The following is a 20,820-nucleotide window of genomic DNA, read 5'->3' on the forward strand; positions in this document are numbered from 1 at the left end:
TGTAAAGAAAAATATGTATAAATCATTTTTTAAAATATCACTCTTACTGTTCGGGTTTACCCTGTTCAGTTGTAAAGAAAACAGGCAGACGGCGGCAGATCAAAAACACGTGGCAGCGCCATCTGTTGTTCAGGCTGCCAACCTCAACGTTGCCGAAAGCAGTAAAAAAACACCGGAAAATGCAGATCGTGAAATTTCTTTCGATATTGTAAGTCCTTTCAAAAAAGATGATTATGAAAACTGTTATGTTCATGGAACAACAAAGCTTATCCATAAAACCGATAACAGCTTTATGCTTACCAAAAAGGATTTTGCGATTACGGATGTAGACTTTTCAGATATCAATTACGAAGGACCGGGTTATACCATCTATTCTTATCAGTCTTCAGCCAATAAAAATATGGAGGTTGTGATCATTGAAGGACAGGCAGATATCGGTACGGCCTGGTATTATGTAGTAGTTCTGGATGGTGAAGATCTCGTAGACAAATTTTATGTAAAAGAGCCGAGAGCCAATTCGGAAAATACGGATATGAAAGATTTTATCAATGTTGCATTGAAAGATAAAGATCTGGTGCTGAAATTTAAAAAAGATAAAATTGCCGCATATTCAAAGCCTTTGGCGAATTTAAGAACAGAAGGAAGTTATTTATGTTTAGACAAAAAAATTAAATAAATCTTACATTATAAAAAGTAAAGAGACCTGCATCGTGTAAGGTCTTTTTTGTTTTTGAAAAGCTATTAATACGAATATTAAGATTAACCCTTAAAAACACTTAAGATATTTTCCTTACTTATTCTTAAAACCTTACTTCTTCTTAATACTCAAATTGCAAACGCAAAAAGCTTTAATTCAAATCAATAGAAGAAATGCTAATCAGAATCGGTCAAAGAAAATTAGCCTCACATTCAAATAAAATATTTTCATACAGAAAAATATGTATTTTTGATTTATCAATCACATAAGTAAAACTTTTTATGATCAGTAAAAACTTTTCCGTTATAGGCCTTGTTGCTGTGTTTTCTTTGGTTTCATGCAAAAAAAATGAAGGCCAACATTCAAAAAATACTAAAGATTCTTCAGTTGTTTCCAACGTGATAAAGGAAGATCCAAAACCTGTTCAGCATCAGAAAATGGAAAAGACAGATTCTGCTGCCGGAGAAGATGAGCGTAAAGAAAATGCAGCAATACCGGTGTCTAAAAAAAACGTAGACGGGATTTTTGTTGCCAATAGCTGTGACGGCGGAAGATTTTCAATAGAGTTTAAAAATACGGGCGGACAGTCCACATTCAAAATATTTGATAAAAAGAAAATCATTGCAGCAGGAAATGTGTCGGCAGAAACCGATGAAAAAACAGGTGAAATAACCAATCTTGAAATAGGGGAGATCGGAGGTCTTTATCAGGGCGATAAAATCGTTATCCAGAATTACGGAAATTCTATGAATGAATTTGATCATTTTACGCAATGTGGCGACAAATATCTTGAATTCAACAGGATAAAATAACATTTCCAGTACTTTTACCACAGCAATTACTTCAAAAAACTATTTGTAAAATAAAAATTTTACACTAAATTGTGGTAAGCCAAAAACAGAATATATGATCGTTCATTTTATACTTTCCGGAGAAACACTGGAAAGCATATCTGAAGAAATTCATCTTGAAAACCCGAAATACCTTAAAGAATTTCACAATACTTATTGTGCAAGAGAAGATTTTATACACGATACACTCATTCCCGGAAAAAAACTGCTTATTCCCGGCATTAATAAAGTACAAGAGTACAACAGCCTTAACGATGCTCCCTTTAAAAACCCCAAACTGAATCCTGAAATACCTTTCAGTCCGGAAAATTTCAGCAGAATATATGCTGTGGTTAATAAAGAATTATATGAAAACGAGCTTGAAAAAAAGCATGCTGTTCTTACCTACACGGTTTCCGTAAAATGGATTCGCAACGAAAACGGCTTTCATCTCTTTCATCTTTTTAAAAATAATTTTTCAGACGGACAGGGAAATATGATGACAGATCTGGCTTCAGAATCTATCCGTTCGCTTAACCCGCTGGAAATTAAAACTGATCTTAAAGGAAATGTGGTGGCCATACAGCTTACCCGGCAGACGGTAGATCATTTTGGAAAAATTATGGAGCGTTTGTCTAATCTTTTCCCTGATAAATACGCAGAGATTTATCTTGATGAATTTGAAAGGGCTGTGCGGAACAGAAATATTTTTAATGCAAGAATGAAAAATGATGTCTTTATTAAAAACTATTTTGCATCGGTTAGAAATTCATTCGTGAACGGGAAATCAGTTTTTCAGCAGTCTGTCGGAGAAGAAAATACGGACATCATTCTTCGGCAGAAAATTGAAAATCCGGAATACGATAATGAAATTGTAATACTTCAGGATCCTGAAGACCATGAAAGGGATATGGCATTTTCCGGAAAATATACATTATATACAAAAACAGGTTTAATTAAAAATATAGATCTATATTACAAGATCTCTCAATTTGGATTTAAAAATACCAGCTTCTTTACCATCACAGAATTATCCTAAGGTTCATAAACAGGGGCAATGTTAAAGGTTTGTTAAATCATTTGTCGTAGAATTACGACATCAAGTCGTAGTATTACTACAAAATATCAGATAGTGGTGAAAAAACTTTTCTAAGAAATTTTACCCTCCTACCTTTGTTACACAATCACCGAATCACAAAATATTATTAACGATTAAAATTTACCATCATGGCAGCAAATTCAAGAGGAATTCTTAAATTCAATGGAGGAGAAGGTCAAAAATTATTAAAGCTGAACTACAGCGTATCCAGATCCACAGACGTATCGGGAAGAGTAGCTTCAGATCCTTCCAACGCAATCATCAAAGTAACTGTAGAAGCAACTGAAAAATCAGATATTCTGGAAAGTTTACTGAACGGAAAATACAAGCCTACAACAGGCGAAATCACTTTCAACAAATCTCACGAAGAAGGAACGTTAATCACATTAAACTGGGAAAACGGATATGTGATCCAGCATGAAGTGGATTTCGATGCGGTAGACGAAAACAGTATGTTGATCAGCTTTATCATCAGTGCAGAAACAATTGATTACGGAAATTCTAAGTATGAAGGGCTTTGGCCTTCAAGCTAAAATCAAACGTAATTTAATATTCATAAGGGGAAAGACTGTCATCACGAGGCGGTCTTTTTTTACCATTACCAGCAGCCGTGTATTATTTATTAAATTATTACTGCTGCTTTTTCAAAAAAACATATGTTTTTTACTCTCAAAAAAAACTGATATATTAGTAGAAAGGTAAAATTTTCAGGAGGTTATGGATTAATTTTTGCTGCTGTTTAGCGAAATATGACCGATGAAATTACCACACCAAAACAAAATATTAATCTGAGAAAAAAATCGAAATGGGAGTACTAGTAACCAATGATACAGTAAAACAGCTATTTCATATCGCACAGTCTATCGCGAAAGAAAATTATAACGGAACCTACGGCGGACCGCATATTCTTCAGGCATTAATGCATAAAGATATCGGCATTTCGGATTTTCTGAAAAGCATTGATAAAGATCCCGGGTATTTCTACGAATGGGCAGATGTACGAATCGAAGATTATCCCAAAACAACCCATCTTCCGGATGAGGTAAAAGAAGATGAATCAGTAGATACAATCGTAGAAGAAGCGGATGATATCCGTTTGAAGCTTGGTCTGGATGAGATCACACCAATTTGCATTCTGACAGCAATTGTAAAACCCCAGGTGGCTTTTTCATTGCAGCAGCTGAAATCACTGCCGCTCAGAGAGCATGAAATTTTCAATCTTTACCGGAAAGATACGCCCTACGAAAATTCAGGAAATCATGAATTTTCTTCTCTGTTTTCAAATGGTTCAGATTATTCAGATAATTCATTTCCTTCCATTAAAAATTATTGTGTCGACCGCACAGCGCAGGCCAGAAAGGGAGAAATTGAAAATATTATCGGACGAGATAAAGAGCTTAGAATGCTGGTGGAAATTCTTTGCAGGAGAAGCAAACCGAATGTTATCATCATTGGTGAACCAGGAGTAGGGAAAACCGCACTTGTAGAAGGGTTTGCGATCGAAATTACAAAAGGAAATGTTCCGGACATGCTTAAAAACGGAACTTTGCTTGAACTTGATACCGGCGCTTTACTAGCCGGAACTTCGTACAAAGGTGAAATTGAAGACCGTCTAAAAAAAGTAATCAACGAGTGCAAAAAGATAGAGAAAGCCATTCTTTTTATCGATGAAATTCATACGCTCCTGGATCCGAAAGGCAGTATTGGGAATGTTGCTAATTTACTAAAGCCGGAGCTCGCAAGAGGGGAAATCACCGTAATTGGCGCTACCACTCAGGAAGAATACAGGAAAATTATAGAACCTGAACAGGCTTTTAACAGAAGATTCGAAGTACTTACGGTACATGAACCGGATGAGAAAACCTGCGTTAAAATGATCGATGTTCTGCTCGAAGGCTATAAAAAACACCACGGAATTGAAGTTGAAAAAACGGCGCTTCCGGAATGTGTGCGTCTTGCCAAGAGATATGCGAAAGGTAAAAAATTACCGGATGCGGCTATTGATCTGCTTGACAGAACTATGGCTGCTATCAAAATGCTTGATGAGCTTTCGGAAAAAGAACTGGAAAGCTGGAAAAGCAGATATGATGAAATTCTTAATGAAGAATTTTTTGATGAAAAGGATAAAGCAGATGAACTGATCTGGACCTACAATTTACTGAGGGATAAAATCAGCCCGATTTTGTGGGGATCGCTCAGCGAACAGCCGCAAATAGACAATTCAATGCCGGTAGAGCAGATACAGAAAACCATTGAAGACACCTATGCGGAACTGTTGCAGCATGCCGCCAGAAAAAGAGAGAAAGTAGACCGTCTCGAACTCGCAGCTGTAATGGCTGCGAAAACCAATATTCCGATCGGAAAAATTCAGGCACAGGAAAAAGAAAAGCTTCTGAATATGGAATCTTTACTGATGAACAGAGTTGTGGGACAGGATCATGCGCTGAAAATCCTTTCTGATGCTATTGTGGAAAACCGAAGCGGATTGAATAAACCGGGACAGCCAATTGGTTCTTTCTTCCTTCTCGGACCTACCGGAACCGGAAAAACAGAGCTGGCAAAATCAATGGCCGAGCTTCTTTTCAATGATGAAAAAGCGATGGTACGCTTTGATATGTCGGAATTTAAAGAAGAACATTCGGCAGCGCTTCTTTACGGTGCGCCTCCTGGATATGTCGGGTACGAAGAAGGGGGAATGCTGGTGAATAAAATCAGGCAGCAGCCTTATACCGTGGTTTTATTTGATGAAATTGAAAAAGCGCATCATTCGGTTTTTGATGTCTTCTTACAAATTATGGATGAAGGAAAAGTACATGATAAATTAGGGAAAGAAGGAGATTTCAGCAATGCCTTGATATTATTTACTTCGAATATCGGAAGTGACGAAATTGTAAAGCAGTTTGAGGAAGGCAAAGTTCCGGAATCATCTTCTTTAATGCAGATTATGTCTAATTCGGGACGTTTCAGACCGGAATTTTTAGCAAGGATTACAGAAATTATTCCTTTTGCACCAATCACCGAATCAATTGCTGAAAGAATTTTTAATATTCAGTTAAAATCACTTCACACCTCATTAACAAGATTGGGAATGACCTTGAAAATTTCAGATGAAGCCGTGAAAAATCTTGCATTGGGAGGATTCAGCAGTAAATATGGTGCAAGGCAGATTTCGGGAGTAATCAGATCTCAGCTCGCAAGGCCTATTTCTAAAATGATTGTTAGGGAAGAAGTGAAAGCGGGGCAGACGATTCACGTAGACTGGAATACAGAAGAAGAAAAATTAACCTGGAAAGTAGATTAAACAAAAAGATATACGTTAAATTCCCTATTTACGTTAAATAAGTATATGAAACCAAATCTCAACAATATTATCCTCACAGGAATCCTGCTGTTGTGTTCGCACGTTATGAATGCACAGTTTCTTGCTGCCTCAGATACCTCTGAGAATAGTGTGAGAAAATATAAGAGTATCATCAGTTCCAATAAGGAAATCGTTGGATTTATAGAATATTCTCTAGCTCAGAAGGGTCTTCCGAAACACCTCAGAAATCTTGCTTTAATTGAATCGCATTTCAACAGGAATATTACTTCGGGAGCAGGTGCGGTAGGTGTCTGGCAGTTTATGACTTCACATGCCAACCAGTATGGTCTTACCCAGCAGAACAGAAATGACCTTTACAAAAGCACGAAAACCGCAGTCATTTCACTTACCAAACTATATAAAAAATACAACAACTGGATAACGGTAGTTGCTGCTTATAATTGTGGTGAGGGAAATATTGCAAAAGCTATGACTGCAGCCAACTCATCACAATATCATATATTTTATAAATTTTTACCGGAAGAAACCATCAATCATGTAAAAAAATACCTGAACGCCTGCTATGCTACCGGAGAGCTGCAAAGCGTTTTGAGTAATTACAATTCTTCCAGAATGAATACCGTTTTTTTTGTGAACGGCGGAAGCGGAAAAAACAATGAGCAGCTGGCTGAAACAGATATCAACGCAGGATTTAATTTACATGTCATTGCAGATGAACTGGATCTGGACCTCAACAGGCTTCTCACCTGGAATCCCGGGATTTCAGAAGATCTTCAGAATAAAGGAGAAGGAACTCTTTATCTGCCGAAAGATATCATGCCGGATTTTTTATTAAAGAAAAACAAAATCCTTTCGAGATCAGTAAAGGAAACTTACACACCCAACACCAAACAGTAAGAACACAGACGATAATCTTTAACCTTACAAATCACAGGTACTATGAAAACAGAATCTGAAAATATACTTAAAAGCCCTTCATTCCGGCCATCGCAGAATGCTGACGGAATTTCGGAGAATCATCATGCAGGAATCAACAGGCTTGTAAAACTTTCTCTTGTTATCGAAGGAAAAGTTATTAAATATTACAAACACTTTAAACTTACACAAAGTACGAGAAGACATCATGAGTTCAGTCTTACATTGGCTCATGACGCACTTGGCGACCGCCAGACGCATACTCTTGAAGAAGCCAATAAATTTTTAGGAAAGCGGCTTACCGTTGTTATTTCCTACAAAGATATTGATAACAGCCCGGAAAGAACATTTGTAGGAGTAATTACCGGTGTCGGCTTCAGCCAGGAAAGAATGAGCTTGGGAAATATTGTTTTAACAGGCTACAGTCCAACCATTTTATTGGATGGTGCGCCGCATATTCAAAGTTTTGGAGGAGCGTCTCCCGTGAATATGGGAATTATCGCCAATGAAGTCATCAGACAGGGAATCGATTCCAGCCGTTTCGATGTGAGAGTTGATACCAATGACTATTCGCAGATTGTTTACAGCAGTCAGTATGACGAAACACATTATAATTATCTGGCGAGAATGGCTGAAGCATACGGCGAACAGTTTTATTATGATGGCGAAGTACTTCATTTCGGCAAGCTGCCGCCTCAGAATAAACCGATAAAATTAACATATGGAAGCAGCGCAAATGATATAAAGGTTGAATTAAAGGCAGTTCACACAAAACCTCAGTTTTACGGCTACAACAGCAGTAAGAATGAAAAGCTCAAATCTGGGGACACACCGGTTCAGCATGTGGGAGATTTAGCCAAAACAGCCTATGCCCACAATGAAAAAATTTATAAAACTCCTGCACTTCAGGTGGCTCCTATTAAAGCATCAACACATCTTGATGTGGAATACTCACAAAAAAGCACCTCCGGAAGTCAGGCGGTCAATGTATTTTCTTTATCGGGAAATACAACGGTTCCTTTTCTTCATCCCGGCTGTGTAGTAGATGTTCAGATGCGTAAAATTGATACCAATGAATCCTCATATTTTACAAGAATCATGGTGACGGAAGTCTCTCATGAAGTAGATACGAGAGGGCATTATACGGGAAATTTTGAAGGAATTGCTTCCGATACAGGATTTTTACCCAAACCTGAATTTAAAGTTCCTAAAGCAGAACCACAGATTGCAACCGTAATTTCCAATGCGGATCCGGAAGGACAGGGAAGAGTGCAGGTAAGATTCGACTGGCAAAACAGCGATACTACCCATTTTATCAGGATGATGAGTCCTGATGCCGGGGGAACGGATAAGATTACCCAGAACAGAGGTTATGTGGCTATTCCTGAAGTAGGAGATCAGGTGATGGTAAACTTCGTACACAGTCATCCCGACAGACCTTTCGTGATGGGAGGAATGTTTCATGGTGGTGTCGGACTTGGAGGGGGCGCAGACAACAGAGTCAAATCAATCCAAACCAGAAGCGGGCACCGAATTGTTTTTACCGAAGATGAAAGCATTATTATTACCGATAAATCAGGAAATGAGATCCATCTCGACACAACAGGAAGCAATATCACCATTACCGCTCCGGAAACCATGACATTGAATTGTAAAAACATGAATATCAATGTCGGAATGAATATGACCACCACTGTGGGAATGAATAAATCTGATACGATTATGGTCAATCATACCGAAAGCGTGGGATCCATGAAATATCTTTCCACCGGTGCAGATTTCATGACGAATGTCGTTGGAAAAATGAGCCATTACGTAAAAGGAGATATGGAAGTGTATGGAGAGAAAGATCATAAGCTTACTTCAATGAAAGGTATTCAGGTAAGCAGCGAAGGAAAAGTGGAACATCATTCGGAAAAAGAAGTTCAGAATAATAGCGGAGAGAAATCTAAAAATTATTAGTCATGAGCATCGAATATTTTGTAGAGGGCAAAACAGTCACCCAGACAGGGGGGAATTACAGAGCCTATGCTAAAGAAGGTATCAATCACAGCAGCTCGGTTTCGGTGGAGCAAAAAGGAAGAGAAACAGGGGTAAGCTACAATCCCGCTCAGAAAATCAATCCTAATGACAAACCTGTCAGTACTATCGATGTAACGCTGAATCTTTTTTTTGACGGAACACTTAACAACAAAACAAACACACAGGCCGGCGCAAGACAGGATAAGCCAAAAGGAAGCTATGCCAATGACTTCAGTAATGTGGCCAGAGGGTACGATTGTATCGACCCGAATGCACAGAATCAGGTTGCTTATTATGTTGAAGGAATCGGTACGGTAGATCATAAATCTGATAATGATACATTAGGATTGCCGGTGCGAGGCGCGGGGATGGGAATAAGTGCCAGAGGAGTAAAAGCCAAAGCGACAAAAGGCTGCGTAAAAGGAGCGGAGGCAATTCAAAAAAAATTCCAGGGCAAAAAAATTGATGTCCTCACGGTGAATGTTTATGGGTTCAGCAGGGGAGCGGCTGCGGCCCGCCATTTTTTGCATATTGCCGGTACTGCCGTCAATTCACAGAAAATTTCAGATAAACAAATCCTTGTATATCCGCCGGAAGATTACGAAAAATCGGATGCCGAACCGAAGCCTAATCAATATGTTATTGTCAACGAACCCGATTTTCCATTGCTTAAGTATGGATATTTCGGAGCCTGTCTTATTCAGCAGAAGCTGAAGGTTAATACGGTACGGTTTAATTTTGTTGGACTTTATGATACTGTTGCCTCATTTGGAGTCAATCATAAGGGTACTTCATTATTCGGATTCAGCATTATTGATGACGATTCCAAACAGCTTGGGCTAAATGCCGTGAGAAATGCATCTTTTGTGTTGCAGCTCGCCTCATCCGATGAGTATCGTGACAATTTCAGCCTTACCAATATAGACAGTGCGGGAATCAGGGGATTACAGCTTACTCTGCCCGGGGTGCACTCAGATATCGGCGGAGGGTATGTAAATAATGATAAAGAAGATGTTTTATTGCATGAAGAAATTAATTCCAGAAGTGAATGTGAAAGGTTCAGGAATATATTGATTGAGGAAGGATGGTATAACCCTGAAGAAATCACTATTGAATCCGGAATCATTCCATCCCGTACCGCAACCATAAAATATAAATTGTGGGGAAGAAGAAAAAAAGTATCGAATGAATACGATAAGGTATCACTTCATAATATGTTTTATTACTCAAAACAGCTTGAGGTAAAATATGTTGAAGGCTTGGTGGCAGATCATCAGATTAAAGATGGTTTTATTGCAGATGTCAGCAACAAGCTTACTGCAAAATATATCGCTTCCTGCAATAATTTAAGGAATCAGTATGTGAAAGAATATAATGCAGGAAAGCACCCTTCGGCAGGAGAATACATAAGCCGTGCAGGAAGTTATTCTTACCTGGATTCCGGGATAGATATTAAAAAACTGAGGAATGTCTATTTACATTGGTCTGCCAACCGAGATTCATTCGGTATGGGACCGAGATTTTCGGGACCGAAAACAGCAGCAGAACGTAAAAGATATATATTAAATGGATAAATGGAAAGCTCTTATAATCGCTCTGGGAATGCTCCAGCTGATGAACTGTCAGGATATGAAGAAAAAAGATGATATGCCTATGCCAACGTATGATGTACAGATTTCACACCCGTGGAACAACTATCTGATCACCCCTGTTGAAGACAAGATCATAACACTGGAAGGTATTCCGGCCGGTTTGCCGTACGGAAGTTCATCCGGAACATGGGGAGATTCGGGGAAAGGTTTTACGGAACAGTCGGGAACGCCTATTGGCGCAGATATTGTGTACTTCTCCAGATATGAAGATGCTTTTTATCATCTTAAAGCAGATTTTCCGAAGGATAAAGTGCTGGATTTGATCCAACGAGCCTATGCCAACAACGAATCCGACTCTTCCGATGAGCCGTTAAAAGAGTTTATTAACATCAAAGAAGAGCCTGATTATAACGAAAAATATAATAAAGCAGGAATGGCTTATTATAAATTCGGAACCCTCGTATTTGGATTTGCTCCCAAAGGGATGGTTGTTGTATGGATTAAATTCGGATATGTTTCGGTACAGCTCGGTGAATTTCAGGCCGAGGTGGTAAAAGACGACAAAAAATACGCTGATAAGCTGTTTTCTAAAATTTCGCAGACGCGGGAAGAGATCAAAAAAAATATGTTTATCCCTGATGTTTCATCTAAAGAATGGAAAGATTATCAGAAAAGATATTTTTGGAGTCCAAATATTATCTCAGGAAATAAAGATTTCCGTTTATTTAAAATACAATCGGAATATTACAATGGCGAAAGGGAAATTATGCTCCGTCCATGGGTACTGAAGCCACCAATGAAAGAAAGAGCTGTTCCTAAAGAAATCACTTTCTTCTGGGAAACAGGAAAAGGACAGGCTTATGAAGGACGTGTATTTTTTAACTGGGAAAATGCCAACGAAGTACTGGAAAAATCCGGGAAAGATTTTAAACTTAATATTAAGGTAGCGCCAGACAATACTAATATGGAAATCATGATCAATGAGCAGAAGGTTTCTGTAGACAGTACAAGAATTTATCCAAGTGATCTTACTTTTAAGGAATCATATTGATGATACGGAGTTCAATCTTAAAATAACTCGGACATTATAAGATCCGGCAGGTCAAAATTCACTGCCGGATTTTTTGTTGTCCATATGTTAAAGCTAGTTTAAATTACCATAAATAAATCTTAATATTTCCCGTTTTTGTGTAATGATATTTTAAATTACTAGACACATTATAGGATTAAAGTTTTGATTTTTAAATAATTGTGTCTGTTTTTATTTCATTTGTAGTAGAATTACGACATCAAATCGTAGAATTACGACAAAAAATAAAATTAATATTACAAAACTTTCGGAATTAAAAATTGTGATCTATCTTTGAATCAACAAATCAACAAAACCAACCAAATCACAAAATATTATTAACGATTAAAATTTACAAATCATGGCAACAAATTCAAGAGGAATTTTAAAATTCAACGGAGGCGAAGGTCAAAAATTATTAAAGCTGAACTACAGCGTTTCAAGATCAACAGACGTATCTGGTAGAGTAGCTTCAGACCCATCAAACGCATTGATTAAAGTTACAGTGGAAGCCACTGAAAAATCAGACATTCTTGAAAGCTTACTGAACGGAAAATACAAGCCTACAACAGGTGAAATCACCTTCAACAAATCCCACGAAGAAGGTACGCTTATTACTTTAAGCTGGGAAAACGGATATGTTATTCAGCATGAAGTGGACTTTGATGCCGTAGACGAAAACAGTATGCTGATCAGTTTCGTGGTAAGTGCCGAAACAATCGACTACGGAAATTCTAAATACGAGGGTCTTTGGCCAAGCAGCGGTAACTAATCCCTACAATCATCTTAGTAAAAATAAAATTGGTTACAGAATAGCTCAGCTCGTAGGAGTAGCTATTCTGTTTTTTCTTTTCTGAAGAAAATTATTTCATGACTGTCTGCATATCATAACAAACGATATGAAAGAATTTATTTGATGCATTTTCAGGTAAATTTTAGCATTTTTAAAATAAAACACAACATCAACCAAAATATTAAGGCCATGTTTCAAGATGATCATCCACCGAAAATGCCTTCATCCGGTAAAAGTACTTCCTTACCCTCTGCAGATGCTGTTAAAAAAGCAACTGAAAACCAGTTGATAAACCAGGCTTCTGAAAAGATTGGCGAGGAAACGAAAGCTCCTGATACACAAAAAATGTCCCGGTTACAAGCCTACAACGGCTTTGTGCAGAACAATCCCAATTCCGGAATGCTTCTTAACCAAAAGCTGCAGCCTAATACTCCTACTCTGGTAGAAAATAAGGTATGGTCTCAGCAGCCTACTTCAAAAATCCACAATGCTAATGCAATCCCTGGAAGCCAGATCCAGGGAATAAACCGTGTTGTAAAACTTGACATTGTTGTAGAGGGTAAACCGGTAAAACATTTCAAACATTTCAGCCTTAAACAAAGTGCAGTAAAGCATCATGAATTTAATTTAATGCTGTCTCATGATACACTGGGAAATGCCGAAAACCACAATCTTGAAGAAGCACAAAACTTTTTAGGAAAAAGAATTACGGTTACTTTCAAATATAAAGATCTTGAAGACGGCCCTGAAAGAAGTTTTATAGGCGTTATTACAGAAGTAGGATTCAGTCAGGAAAGAGGAAGCCTGGGAAATATTGTATTAAAAGGTTACAGTCCTACCATTCTTTTGGATGCCGCATCACATATTCAGAGTTTTGGAGGTGTGCAGGAAATTAGTCTGAACAGCATTGCCGATCAGGTGATTAAAGAAGGACTTGGAAACGGAAAATTTGATTTCAGGGTTGATGCTCAGCATGGTAATATTCCCTACAGCTCACAATATGAAGAAACACATTACAATTATCTGGCAAGAATAGCTGAGGCTTACGGAGAACAGTTTTATTATGATGGAGAAGTGCTCCATTTCGGAAAACTCCCTCCTCAGGAACAGCCGGTAAAGCTTACCTACGGAAGCAGCGTGAATGATGTTAAAATAAGAATGAAAGCACAGCACGTTAATCCAAGTTTCTACGGCTACAACAGCAGTAAGAATGAAAAGCTGGCTGCCGGAAGCTCTAAAATTACCCATACTTCGGATATTGCAAAACGCGCTTATGAAATTTCGGAAAAGACGTTCACTACTCCTTCATTAAGAGTAGCTCCTATAAAGGCGGTTTCTTTTATGGACGTGGAAACCTCACAAAAAGGTACGGCCGGAAGCAAAGCCTCGGATGTGTTTGTTACTTCCGGGACAACCACGGTTCCCTTTTTATATCCGGGATGTGTTGCAGATATTGAAATGCGAAAAACCGATAGTAATGAAACTTCCTATTTCACCAAATTAATGATTACCGAAGTATACCATGAAGTTGATGCAAGAGGATATTACACAGGAACATTTGATGCAATAGCCTCCGATACAGGGTTTATACCACGTCCGGAATTTCAGTTTCCGAAAGCAGATGCACAGTTTGCTAAAGTTGTCTCCAATACCGATCCGCTGAATCAGGGAAGAGTGCAGGTACAATTTGACTGGCAAAGCGGATCCTCAACAACAGAATTTATCCGTGTGATGACTCCCGACGGCGGTGGCAGTGAAAAAGTAAGCAAAAACCGGGGCTTTATGGCTATTCCGGAAGTAGGAGATCAGGTAGTCGTAAATTTTGCACACCAGCATCCTGACAGGCCTTTCGTCATGGGCGGAATGTTTCACGGAGGAGTTGGCGGCGGCGGTGGCGCAGGAAATAACGTGAAAAGTTTAAGCAGTAAAAGCGGGCATATCATAAGCTTGGATGACGGCGGAGGTATGACCGTAAGGGATAAAGACCAGAATACGGTTTCCCTGGATGGAGCCGGAAATATCAGCATCGACAGTAAAGTGTCTATTGCGCTCACTTGTGCAAGCAGTTCTATTGTCATGGACAAAGATGGAAATATCATGATCAAAGGGAAGGAAATTTTTGTTCAGGGAGATAATATCGGAGTAGGAGGCACAGCTAGTGTCGGAATAGGAGTCGGTCCGGAAGGCGGAAACCCCACTTCAGGAATTGGCATCGAAGCTACAACATTGGATGTAGGTACGACTACACTTTCTATGGGTGCTAAAACAGAGGCCAACCTCAGCAGTGCCAAAATCAATATCGGCGGCGGTAGCGAAACCAACATTGTCAGCGGAACGGTAAAACTGAATTAAACGGAAGCTTTATGAACCCGGTAGATTTGGAATTGGTTAAACTAAAAAGAAAATGGCATCAGGTTATTAAAAGTAATCCGGATAAACCCATGTTGATTGCTTTAGGCGAAAAACATGAAACCGATCTTTTTGACGGATTTATAAAGTCACGCTTATCTGAAGATTATGATGGTGAAGATATTTTCCTTCTGCACTATCAGGAATTTAACGGAATGAATTCTTTCGGGCAGGGTTTATGGGAAGAATGGAAAGAATATTATGAAATGCTTGAGAAAAGCCAGGAAAATATTCCGGAATGGGAAATTACGGGTTCAGATCAGCATTTTAAAACAGATGCATACAAAGCTTTTTATCCTTTATTGGATTTAAAAAATAAATTTCCAGCAATTAAAGATTCACAGATCTTTTTGTATATCGCTCCTGTAAGAATCAGTGATATTGATGAACTGTCATTATGGATAAAAGACTGGTGCAGCCTTTGTGAAAAATCGGGAATAAAAGAGATCAAACTGGTTTGGGCAGAACATCATACCTACAAAACCCTTCCGGAAAATCTCTCAGCCTACCGATTCAGAGTGGAGGTTGATATTCATCAGTTAATGCAGAACACAGCCGCCCATACCAACCGAAAGAAAAACAGTGCAGATACGGATTTTCAGCAGCAGATCCTTATCGCGAGCAATCATCTGAGTAAAGGAAGATTTCGTGAAGCAGAATTTGCGTTGGGTAAAGCGGTAAAACTGGCCCGGGAGCAGAATAATAAACAAGCTGTAATTTCCGCCTATTTTATGCTGACCCAGACTTACGTGGCCGACAGGAAAAAAGAGAAAGCGGAAGATACATTCCGGAAAATATTTGAAGAAGTAGAACCCGGTTCTCCATTGGAAATCCAGATGTATATGAACTACGGAAGTTACTGCCTGGGAAATTCTAAAAAAGCAAAAGCCGAAAAAGCATTTGAAAAAGCAGCGGAAACAGCCTTGAAAATAGCAGAACATGCGATGGCCATTGAATGTTACAGAATTATCGGAACCTTAAATGACACCGTTCTTACCAGAGATAAGATGATTCGTTATTTTGAAAAATGCCTTGAGATAGCAAAGCTTATGAATCCTGCAGCGAGGGAATCAAGCAGCCTTAAATTTGTAGCCTCCATGCTGTTTATCAAATATGAAGGAGACACAGAAAAGATGACGGCATTGGATCATGAAATGACAAATTATTTTGGCAAAGACTGGAAAGTCAGTGTGGAAAAACCGAAATATGATTAACTAGAATCAAATTTCACCATTAAAATTTAGCTAAGAAGTTTACAATTATAATTTCAATGCTTTAAAGGAAATCTATTTTGATTTTTTATTAAAAACTAAAGTTCTGCGGTAAATTATAAAAACCAAATCACAATATCATGGCAGATCACAATAAAATAAAAAAGATTAAGGTTCCAAAGCCAGATATGAATCCGGACCGGTCGTGGAAAATCAATGCGGATGTTACCTCATTCAGCAAAGAAAAGACTACACAAGGCTGGAAAAACGGGATGAAAAATAATTTCGAATCCCTGAATCCTGTTTCAATGGTCAGTTCAGCAGCAGGAAAAGGAAACGGACAACCGCAATCCGGAGGAACCGGCAGTAGCGGAGAAACTTCCGTTACCGTAGAAAATGCAACCCCGCAAAGCAAGGTGAAATTGATTAAGGTTAATTCACCGGCCATTACGCCAACCGCAGTTCAGCACACCAGCAAACATTTTGATATTGTCCTGGCTATTGATATCCACTGGACATTGATTCCGCCGCCTCCGTCTTTTATGCTCATCCCGCTGCCGCTGCCGCATCCTTTCATCGGAATTGTATTTGATGTGATGGATTATATTCAGTTTACCATCCCGATCCCGCAGTTTATCAGAAATTTAAAGCCGGACCTTCCGGAAAGTATTCCAATGGGAGGCTCCATATATGTTCACGGAAGACATAAAGCGACCACCACAACCAGTGTCATGGGAGTTGTAATACCATTCAGGCATATTACTTCTCTCATTCCGGTGTATATGATTCCGTTTCTCCAGGAAGCACCGCACGAAGGTGAAGTGTATTACGGAGCCCAAACTGTTTTGGGTCAGGGAAGTAAAATGAGCGGGAACCAGCCGCAGCAGGTTCTTACCTGTATGGGATTACCTTTCGGAATGACCATGCTTCCCGCTATGCCGGATAAGCCTAAAAAAAATCCTTTAGCCTATTTCGCATTTTACAATAATTTCTCAAGCTTATACATTCAGATTAATACCGGAGCACCGGTCCTTGTTGGAGGAACATTTGTTCCGCATGTCTATACACCGGGTGAAATGCTGATGCGCTTTGCAGGAATGGCTTTAATGAGAGGTCTTACCAAAAAGCTGGGTAAAGCAACTGTAAAATTCAACCATTTTCTGCAAGGGAAATTCGGGAAAAATAACCCTGTTTCAAAAGCATTGTGTAAAGTCGGACTGGAACCGGTAAATTTTGCTTCCGGGGCGATGTTGTTTGAATGGAATGATTTTAAGATTGAAGCGGGAACACCTTTGGAATGGAATAATGTATGGTACAGTGACAGGCCTTTTAAGCAGGGAATTTTAGGAAATGGAATATTTAATGCCCACGATCTTTATATTGTTCCTGATGAGGAAGACCATGTTGCAGCCTGGATTCATCCTGAAGAATTGCAGCCCATGCCTATTCCCGTGCCGCCGGTAACGGAGGAATTAAATTACTATAGAAGTCAGAAAATCTGGCAGTACCGCCCGGATGATAACACATGGATTATTAGAAAAGGAATGGATCTCTATACTTACAAACGTTTTAATCATGCTGCTGAAGGAAGTGTTTTTAAAGTAATCCAAATTGAATACGGCGACGGAACTATCCGCGAGTATGATTATGAAAGCAGAAATATTGTTTTAAAAAGTATCAGAGATGTTAAAAGCGGATTTAGCATCGAAACCGTTATTCATCCTGAACTCAAAAAAATTACGGGAGTTTATTATTGCTATAAAAACCGGAAAGATTTGCAGGTTGTTTATAATTATGATGAACACGGAAATCTTACTCATGTCTGGGATATTCATAAGAAAGCAATTGTTTTTGAATATGATGAGCAAAACAGGGTAATCCGGAGAACCAACAGAAACGGGATGAGCTATCATTGGGAATATGATAAAAAAGACAGGGTTATTCATACAAAAGGTTCCGGAGGTTTTATGGAAGGTTTTTTAAACTATAATGACGAAGAAAGATACACTGAAGTTATCTATCCAAGGCAGAATAATAAAACCGAAAGATATGATTACGATGAAGATTTTCTGGTATACAGACAGATTGACGGTGAAGGAGGTGAAACCTGGTACGATTATACCTCACATCATGAATTGAAAATGACGGGAACGCCCGAAGGAAGAGTTCAGGGATATACATATGATGAATTTGGCAATATTAAAATTTTTCATACTTCGGATGGTGAAGAGTATCATTATCAGTATAATGAATTCGGGCAGGTTATTGCAAGGTTTTCTCCTGCGGGAACTTCGGAAACCTGGATGTATGATGAAGAAGGAAGGCTTATAAAATATACTGATCCGGCAGAAGAAACAATTGTTTACCAGTACTCAAATAATGAAAAGCTTCCTGAAAGCAGTAAAAAAGGTGAAGTAGAAACTTATTACGAATACAACAGCAAAAATCAGGTAACAAAACAAAGCAACAATATTGGCAGTGAGCAATACTGGAAATATGATGAGTACGGAAGACTGCTTACTTTTAGCACTCAACCGCTGAACAGGACTATTTGGAAAAGAGATAAAATGGGGCGCGTTATTGAAGTAAATGAGCAGGGCCAACTGCCGTTAAAAATTCATTATGATGCTTACGATCTTCCGGTTTACGCTACAGATGGTAAAGCAGAGTGGCTCATGAGTTACACTCCGTTGGGAAGCCTGAAACGCCAGGTGCGGAGAAATGCTTTGACTTTAAAAAAAGAAGAAACTTTAATGTTTGGATACAATGCTTATGAAAACCTCATGACTATTACCAATGAGAAAGGAGAGGTATATCGTTTTGAAAGAAATAATAATGATGAAATTATTTGTGAAACCGACTTCGACGGGCAGCAGAAGTTCTTCATGAGAGATAAGGACGGGCTGGTCACTCAGACAAAAAATCCGGACGGTAAATATATCTTTTATGAATATGATCTGGCGAAAAGGTTAACACAAGCACATTATCCTGACGGAACCTGGAAAGCATATCAGTACGACAGTGCCGGTATGCTGATAAAAGCAGACAACGAAAACAGCAGTGTAACTTTCCAAAGGAATAAATTAGGATGGGTGATTAATGAAAAGCAGGGCGATCATTCCATTTATTACGAATATGATGATGGTGGAAACCTGGTGGGATTAAAGAGCAGTTTAGGAGCGCAAATCGATTATTCTTACAATGAAATCGGTCAGCTGAAAACTCTGAAAGCAGCAACAGCAGATACTTACCAGCCCTGGAAAATGAACCTCAATATTTCGGAGAACGAAAAATTGCTTACCCGTGAGATGACTGGTGGCGTGGAAAGTATTCTCGATTTTGATCATACGGGAATGCCGATGAGTCAGAAAGTGACAATTAATAAAACCAATATTGCTTTTCATAAAGAGTATCACTGGGCTGCCGGAAATCGCTTATTTCAGGTTTTAGACCGTGTGACAGGCGGCAGGACAAGATTTGATTATGATATTTTTGGAAGTCTCATGGCTGCAGAATTTTCGAATGGGGAAATTCAGTACAAAAATCCGGATGAAACAGGCTGCATATATGAAAGTGCAAAACAAACCGACCGTATTTATGACAAAGGAGGAAAGTTAATGAGGGACAAGAACTGGTTTTATCATTACGATGAAGAAGGAAATTTATTGCTGAAAAGTAAAAGACCGGTTAATAATATCAAATCAGATCGTGAACAAGAACAAAACCTTAATTATCCTTACTACAGGCCCATTGGGGAGGATTGGCTGAAAGAACCCAAACTGAAGGATGAAAAAATGCTGCCGGATGTCAGGGAAGATTTTCAGGGAGACGTCCAGAGTCAGGAATGGAAACCTGGGGATTGGGCCTACTTCTGGAATGCAGCAGGCCTGCTGGAAAAAATAAAACGTCCGGATGGAAAGGAAATACATTTCGAATATGATGCATTGGGAAGAAGAATTTCGAAAGCCGGGAACAAAAAGATTACCCGTTATATCTGGGATGGTAATGTGCTTCTTCATGAATGGAGTTATGATATTGATGAAAAACCCAAAACGTTGGTTGATGATAACGGTAATATCGTCAAAAGTGAAGAAAAGGCCGAAAACGTAATAACATGGATTTATGAAACAGGAACCTTTGTCCCTTCTGCTAAAATAGAAAACGGCTGTTTGTATAGCATTGTTTCGGATTATATAGGAAGGCCGGTACAGGCATATGCTCAAAACGGAGATGTGATCTGGCATGTTGAGTATGATATATTTGGACAGCCGGAAGTTATCAAAGGAGATAAATATTTTATTCCGTTTCGCCAGCTTGGCCAGTATGAAGATATTGAAACAGACGGATTGTATTATAACCGGTTCAGGTTTTATGACAGTAAAAGCGGAAATTACATCAGTAAAGATCCGATAGGCCTCAAAGGTAAAAACCCCAATCTGTATGCTTTTGTTTTTGACAGCAATATCTGGGTAGATATTTTCGGGCTTGACGCATTCTACCAGTTATTCAATAATGGAACTCTGGTATATGAAGGAATTACGGAAAGAGCAGTTCAGGAACGCTTTATGGAACATGCCCGCGACGGTAAAATATTTGATGAAGTAAAATATGTTGATAATCTCAATGGAAGAATTGCTTCGAGAAATATTGAAGGATCTGCGCTGTTTCACCATAAAAGCTTAAATTTATTGAATAAAAGAAGACTGGACGGAGGTTTTTACCATTCTTATGATCCGGGAAATCTAAAACCAGGTAGAAAATTCTATTCTCTGGCAGACATAAATGATATTATGAATAAAGCTGAAACTAAAGCTGTTGAAAGCAATGGCAAATTTAAAGTTGAATGTAAATAACGATTATA

13 protein-coding genes are annotated in these 20,820 nt (G+C 38.8%); all 13 read left to right on the top strand.

All coding sequences use genetic code 11. The features are described 5' to 3' along the window. Positions 1–13: 13 nt before the first annotated feature. Entirely contained in the window at positions 14–676 is a 663-nt protein-coding gene (locus BUA76_RS10130; protein ID WP_072884702.1) for a hypothetical protein, read from the top strand. Between the two features lie 302 nt (positions 677–978). After that, positions 979–1,509: a hypothetical protein gene (locus BUA76_RS10135; RefSeq protein WP_083573208.1), complete on the top strand. Its 531-nt coding sequence runs from the start codon at positions 979–981 to the stop codon at positions 1,507–1,509. Between the two features lie 94 nt (positions 1,510–1,603). Beyond that, on the top strand, positions 1,604–2,566 hold the full coding sequence (locus BUA76_RS10140; protein WP_072884703.1) for a hypothetical protein: 963 nt from the start codon (positions 1,604–1,606) through the stop codon (positions 2,564–2,566). 188 nt (positions 2,567–2,754) lie between these two features. After that, on the top strand, positions 2,755–3,159 hold the full coding sequence (gene tssD, locus BUA76_RS10145) for a type VI secretion system tube protein TssD (RefSeq protein ID WP_029296853.1): 405 nt from the start codon (positions 2,755–2,757) through the stop codon (positions 3,157–3,159). 272 nt (positions 3,160–3,431) lie between these two features. After that, the gene (locus BUA76_RS10150; protein ID WP_072884704.1) at positions 3,432–5,927 is read left to right on the top strand and encodes an ATP-dependent Clp protease ATP-binding subunit; all 2,496 of its coding nucleotides are present in this window, start codon (positions 3,432–3,434) and stop codon (positions 5,925–5,927) included. 45 nt (positions 5,928–5,972) lie between these two features. After that, complete coding sequence (locus BUA76_RS10155; protein WP_072884705.1) at positions 5,973–6,845, top strand: lytic transglycosylase domain-containing protein; 873 nt, start codon at positions 5,973–5,975, stop codon at positions 6,843–6,845. 42 nt (positions 6,846–6,887) lie between these two features. Beyond that, complete coding sequence (locus tag BUA76_RS10160) at positions 6,888–8,825, top strand: type VI secretion system Vgr family protein (RefSeq protein WP_072884706.1); 1,938 nt, start codon at positions 6,888–6,890, stop codon at positions 8,823–8,825. A 2-nt stretch (positions 8,826–8,827) separates the two neighbouring features. Further along, complete coding sequence (locus BUA76_RS10165; protein ID WP_072884707.1) at positions 8,828–10,459, top strand: T6SS phospholipase effector Tle1-like catalytic domain-containing protein; 1,632 nt, start codon at positions 8,828–8,830, stop codon at positions 10,457–10,459. Beyond that, complete coding sequence (locus tag BUA76_RS10170; protein WP_072884708.1) at positions 10,452–11,528, top strand: DUF2931 family protein; 1,077 nt, start codon at positions 10,452–10,454, stop codon at positions 11,526–11,528. Before BUA76_RS10165 ends, BUA76_RS10170 begins: the two co-directional genes overlap by 8 nt. A 379-nt stretch (positions 11,529–11,907) precedes the next feature. Then, positions 11,908–12,318 (top strand): type VI secretion system tube protein TssD, encoded by a 411-nt coding sequence (gene tssD, locus BUA76_RS10175; RefSeq protein ID WP_083573209.1) that lies wholly within the window; start codon positions 11,908–11,910, stop codon positions 12,316–12,318. 210 nt (positions 12,319–12,528) lie between these two features. Further along, positions 12,529–14,691, top strand: coding sequence for a type VI secretion system Vgr family protein (locus BUA76_RS10180; protein ID WP_072884861.1), 2,163 nt, complete (start codon positions 12,529–12,531; stop codon positions 14,689–14,691). Positions 14,692–14,702: 11 nt separating this feature from the next. Then, positions 14,703–15,962: a tetratricopeptide repeat protein gene (locus BUA76_RS10185; RefSeq protein WP_072884710.1), complete on the top strand. Its 1,260-nt coding sequence runs from the start codon at positions 14,703–14,705 to the stop codon at positions 15,960–15,962. Between the two features lie 137 nt (positions 15,963–16,099). After that, positions 16,100–20,812: an RHS repeat-associated core domain-containing protein gene (locus tag BUA76_RS10190; protein ID WP_083573210.1), complete on the top strand. Its 4,713-nt coding sequence runs from the start codon at positions 16,100–16,102 to the stop codon at positions 20,810–20,812. The last annotated feature ends 8 nt before the right edge of the window (positions 20,813–20,820 follow it).

The organism is Chryseobacterium takakiae, assembly GCF_900129385.1.
GTDB lineage: Bacteria > Bacteroidota > Bacteroidia > Flavobacteriales > Weeksellaceae > Chryseobacterium > Chryseobacterium takakiae.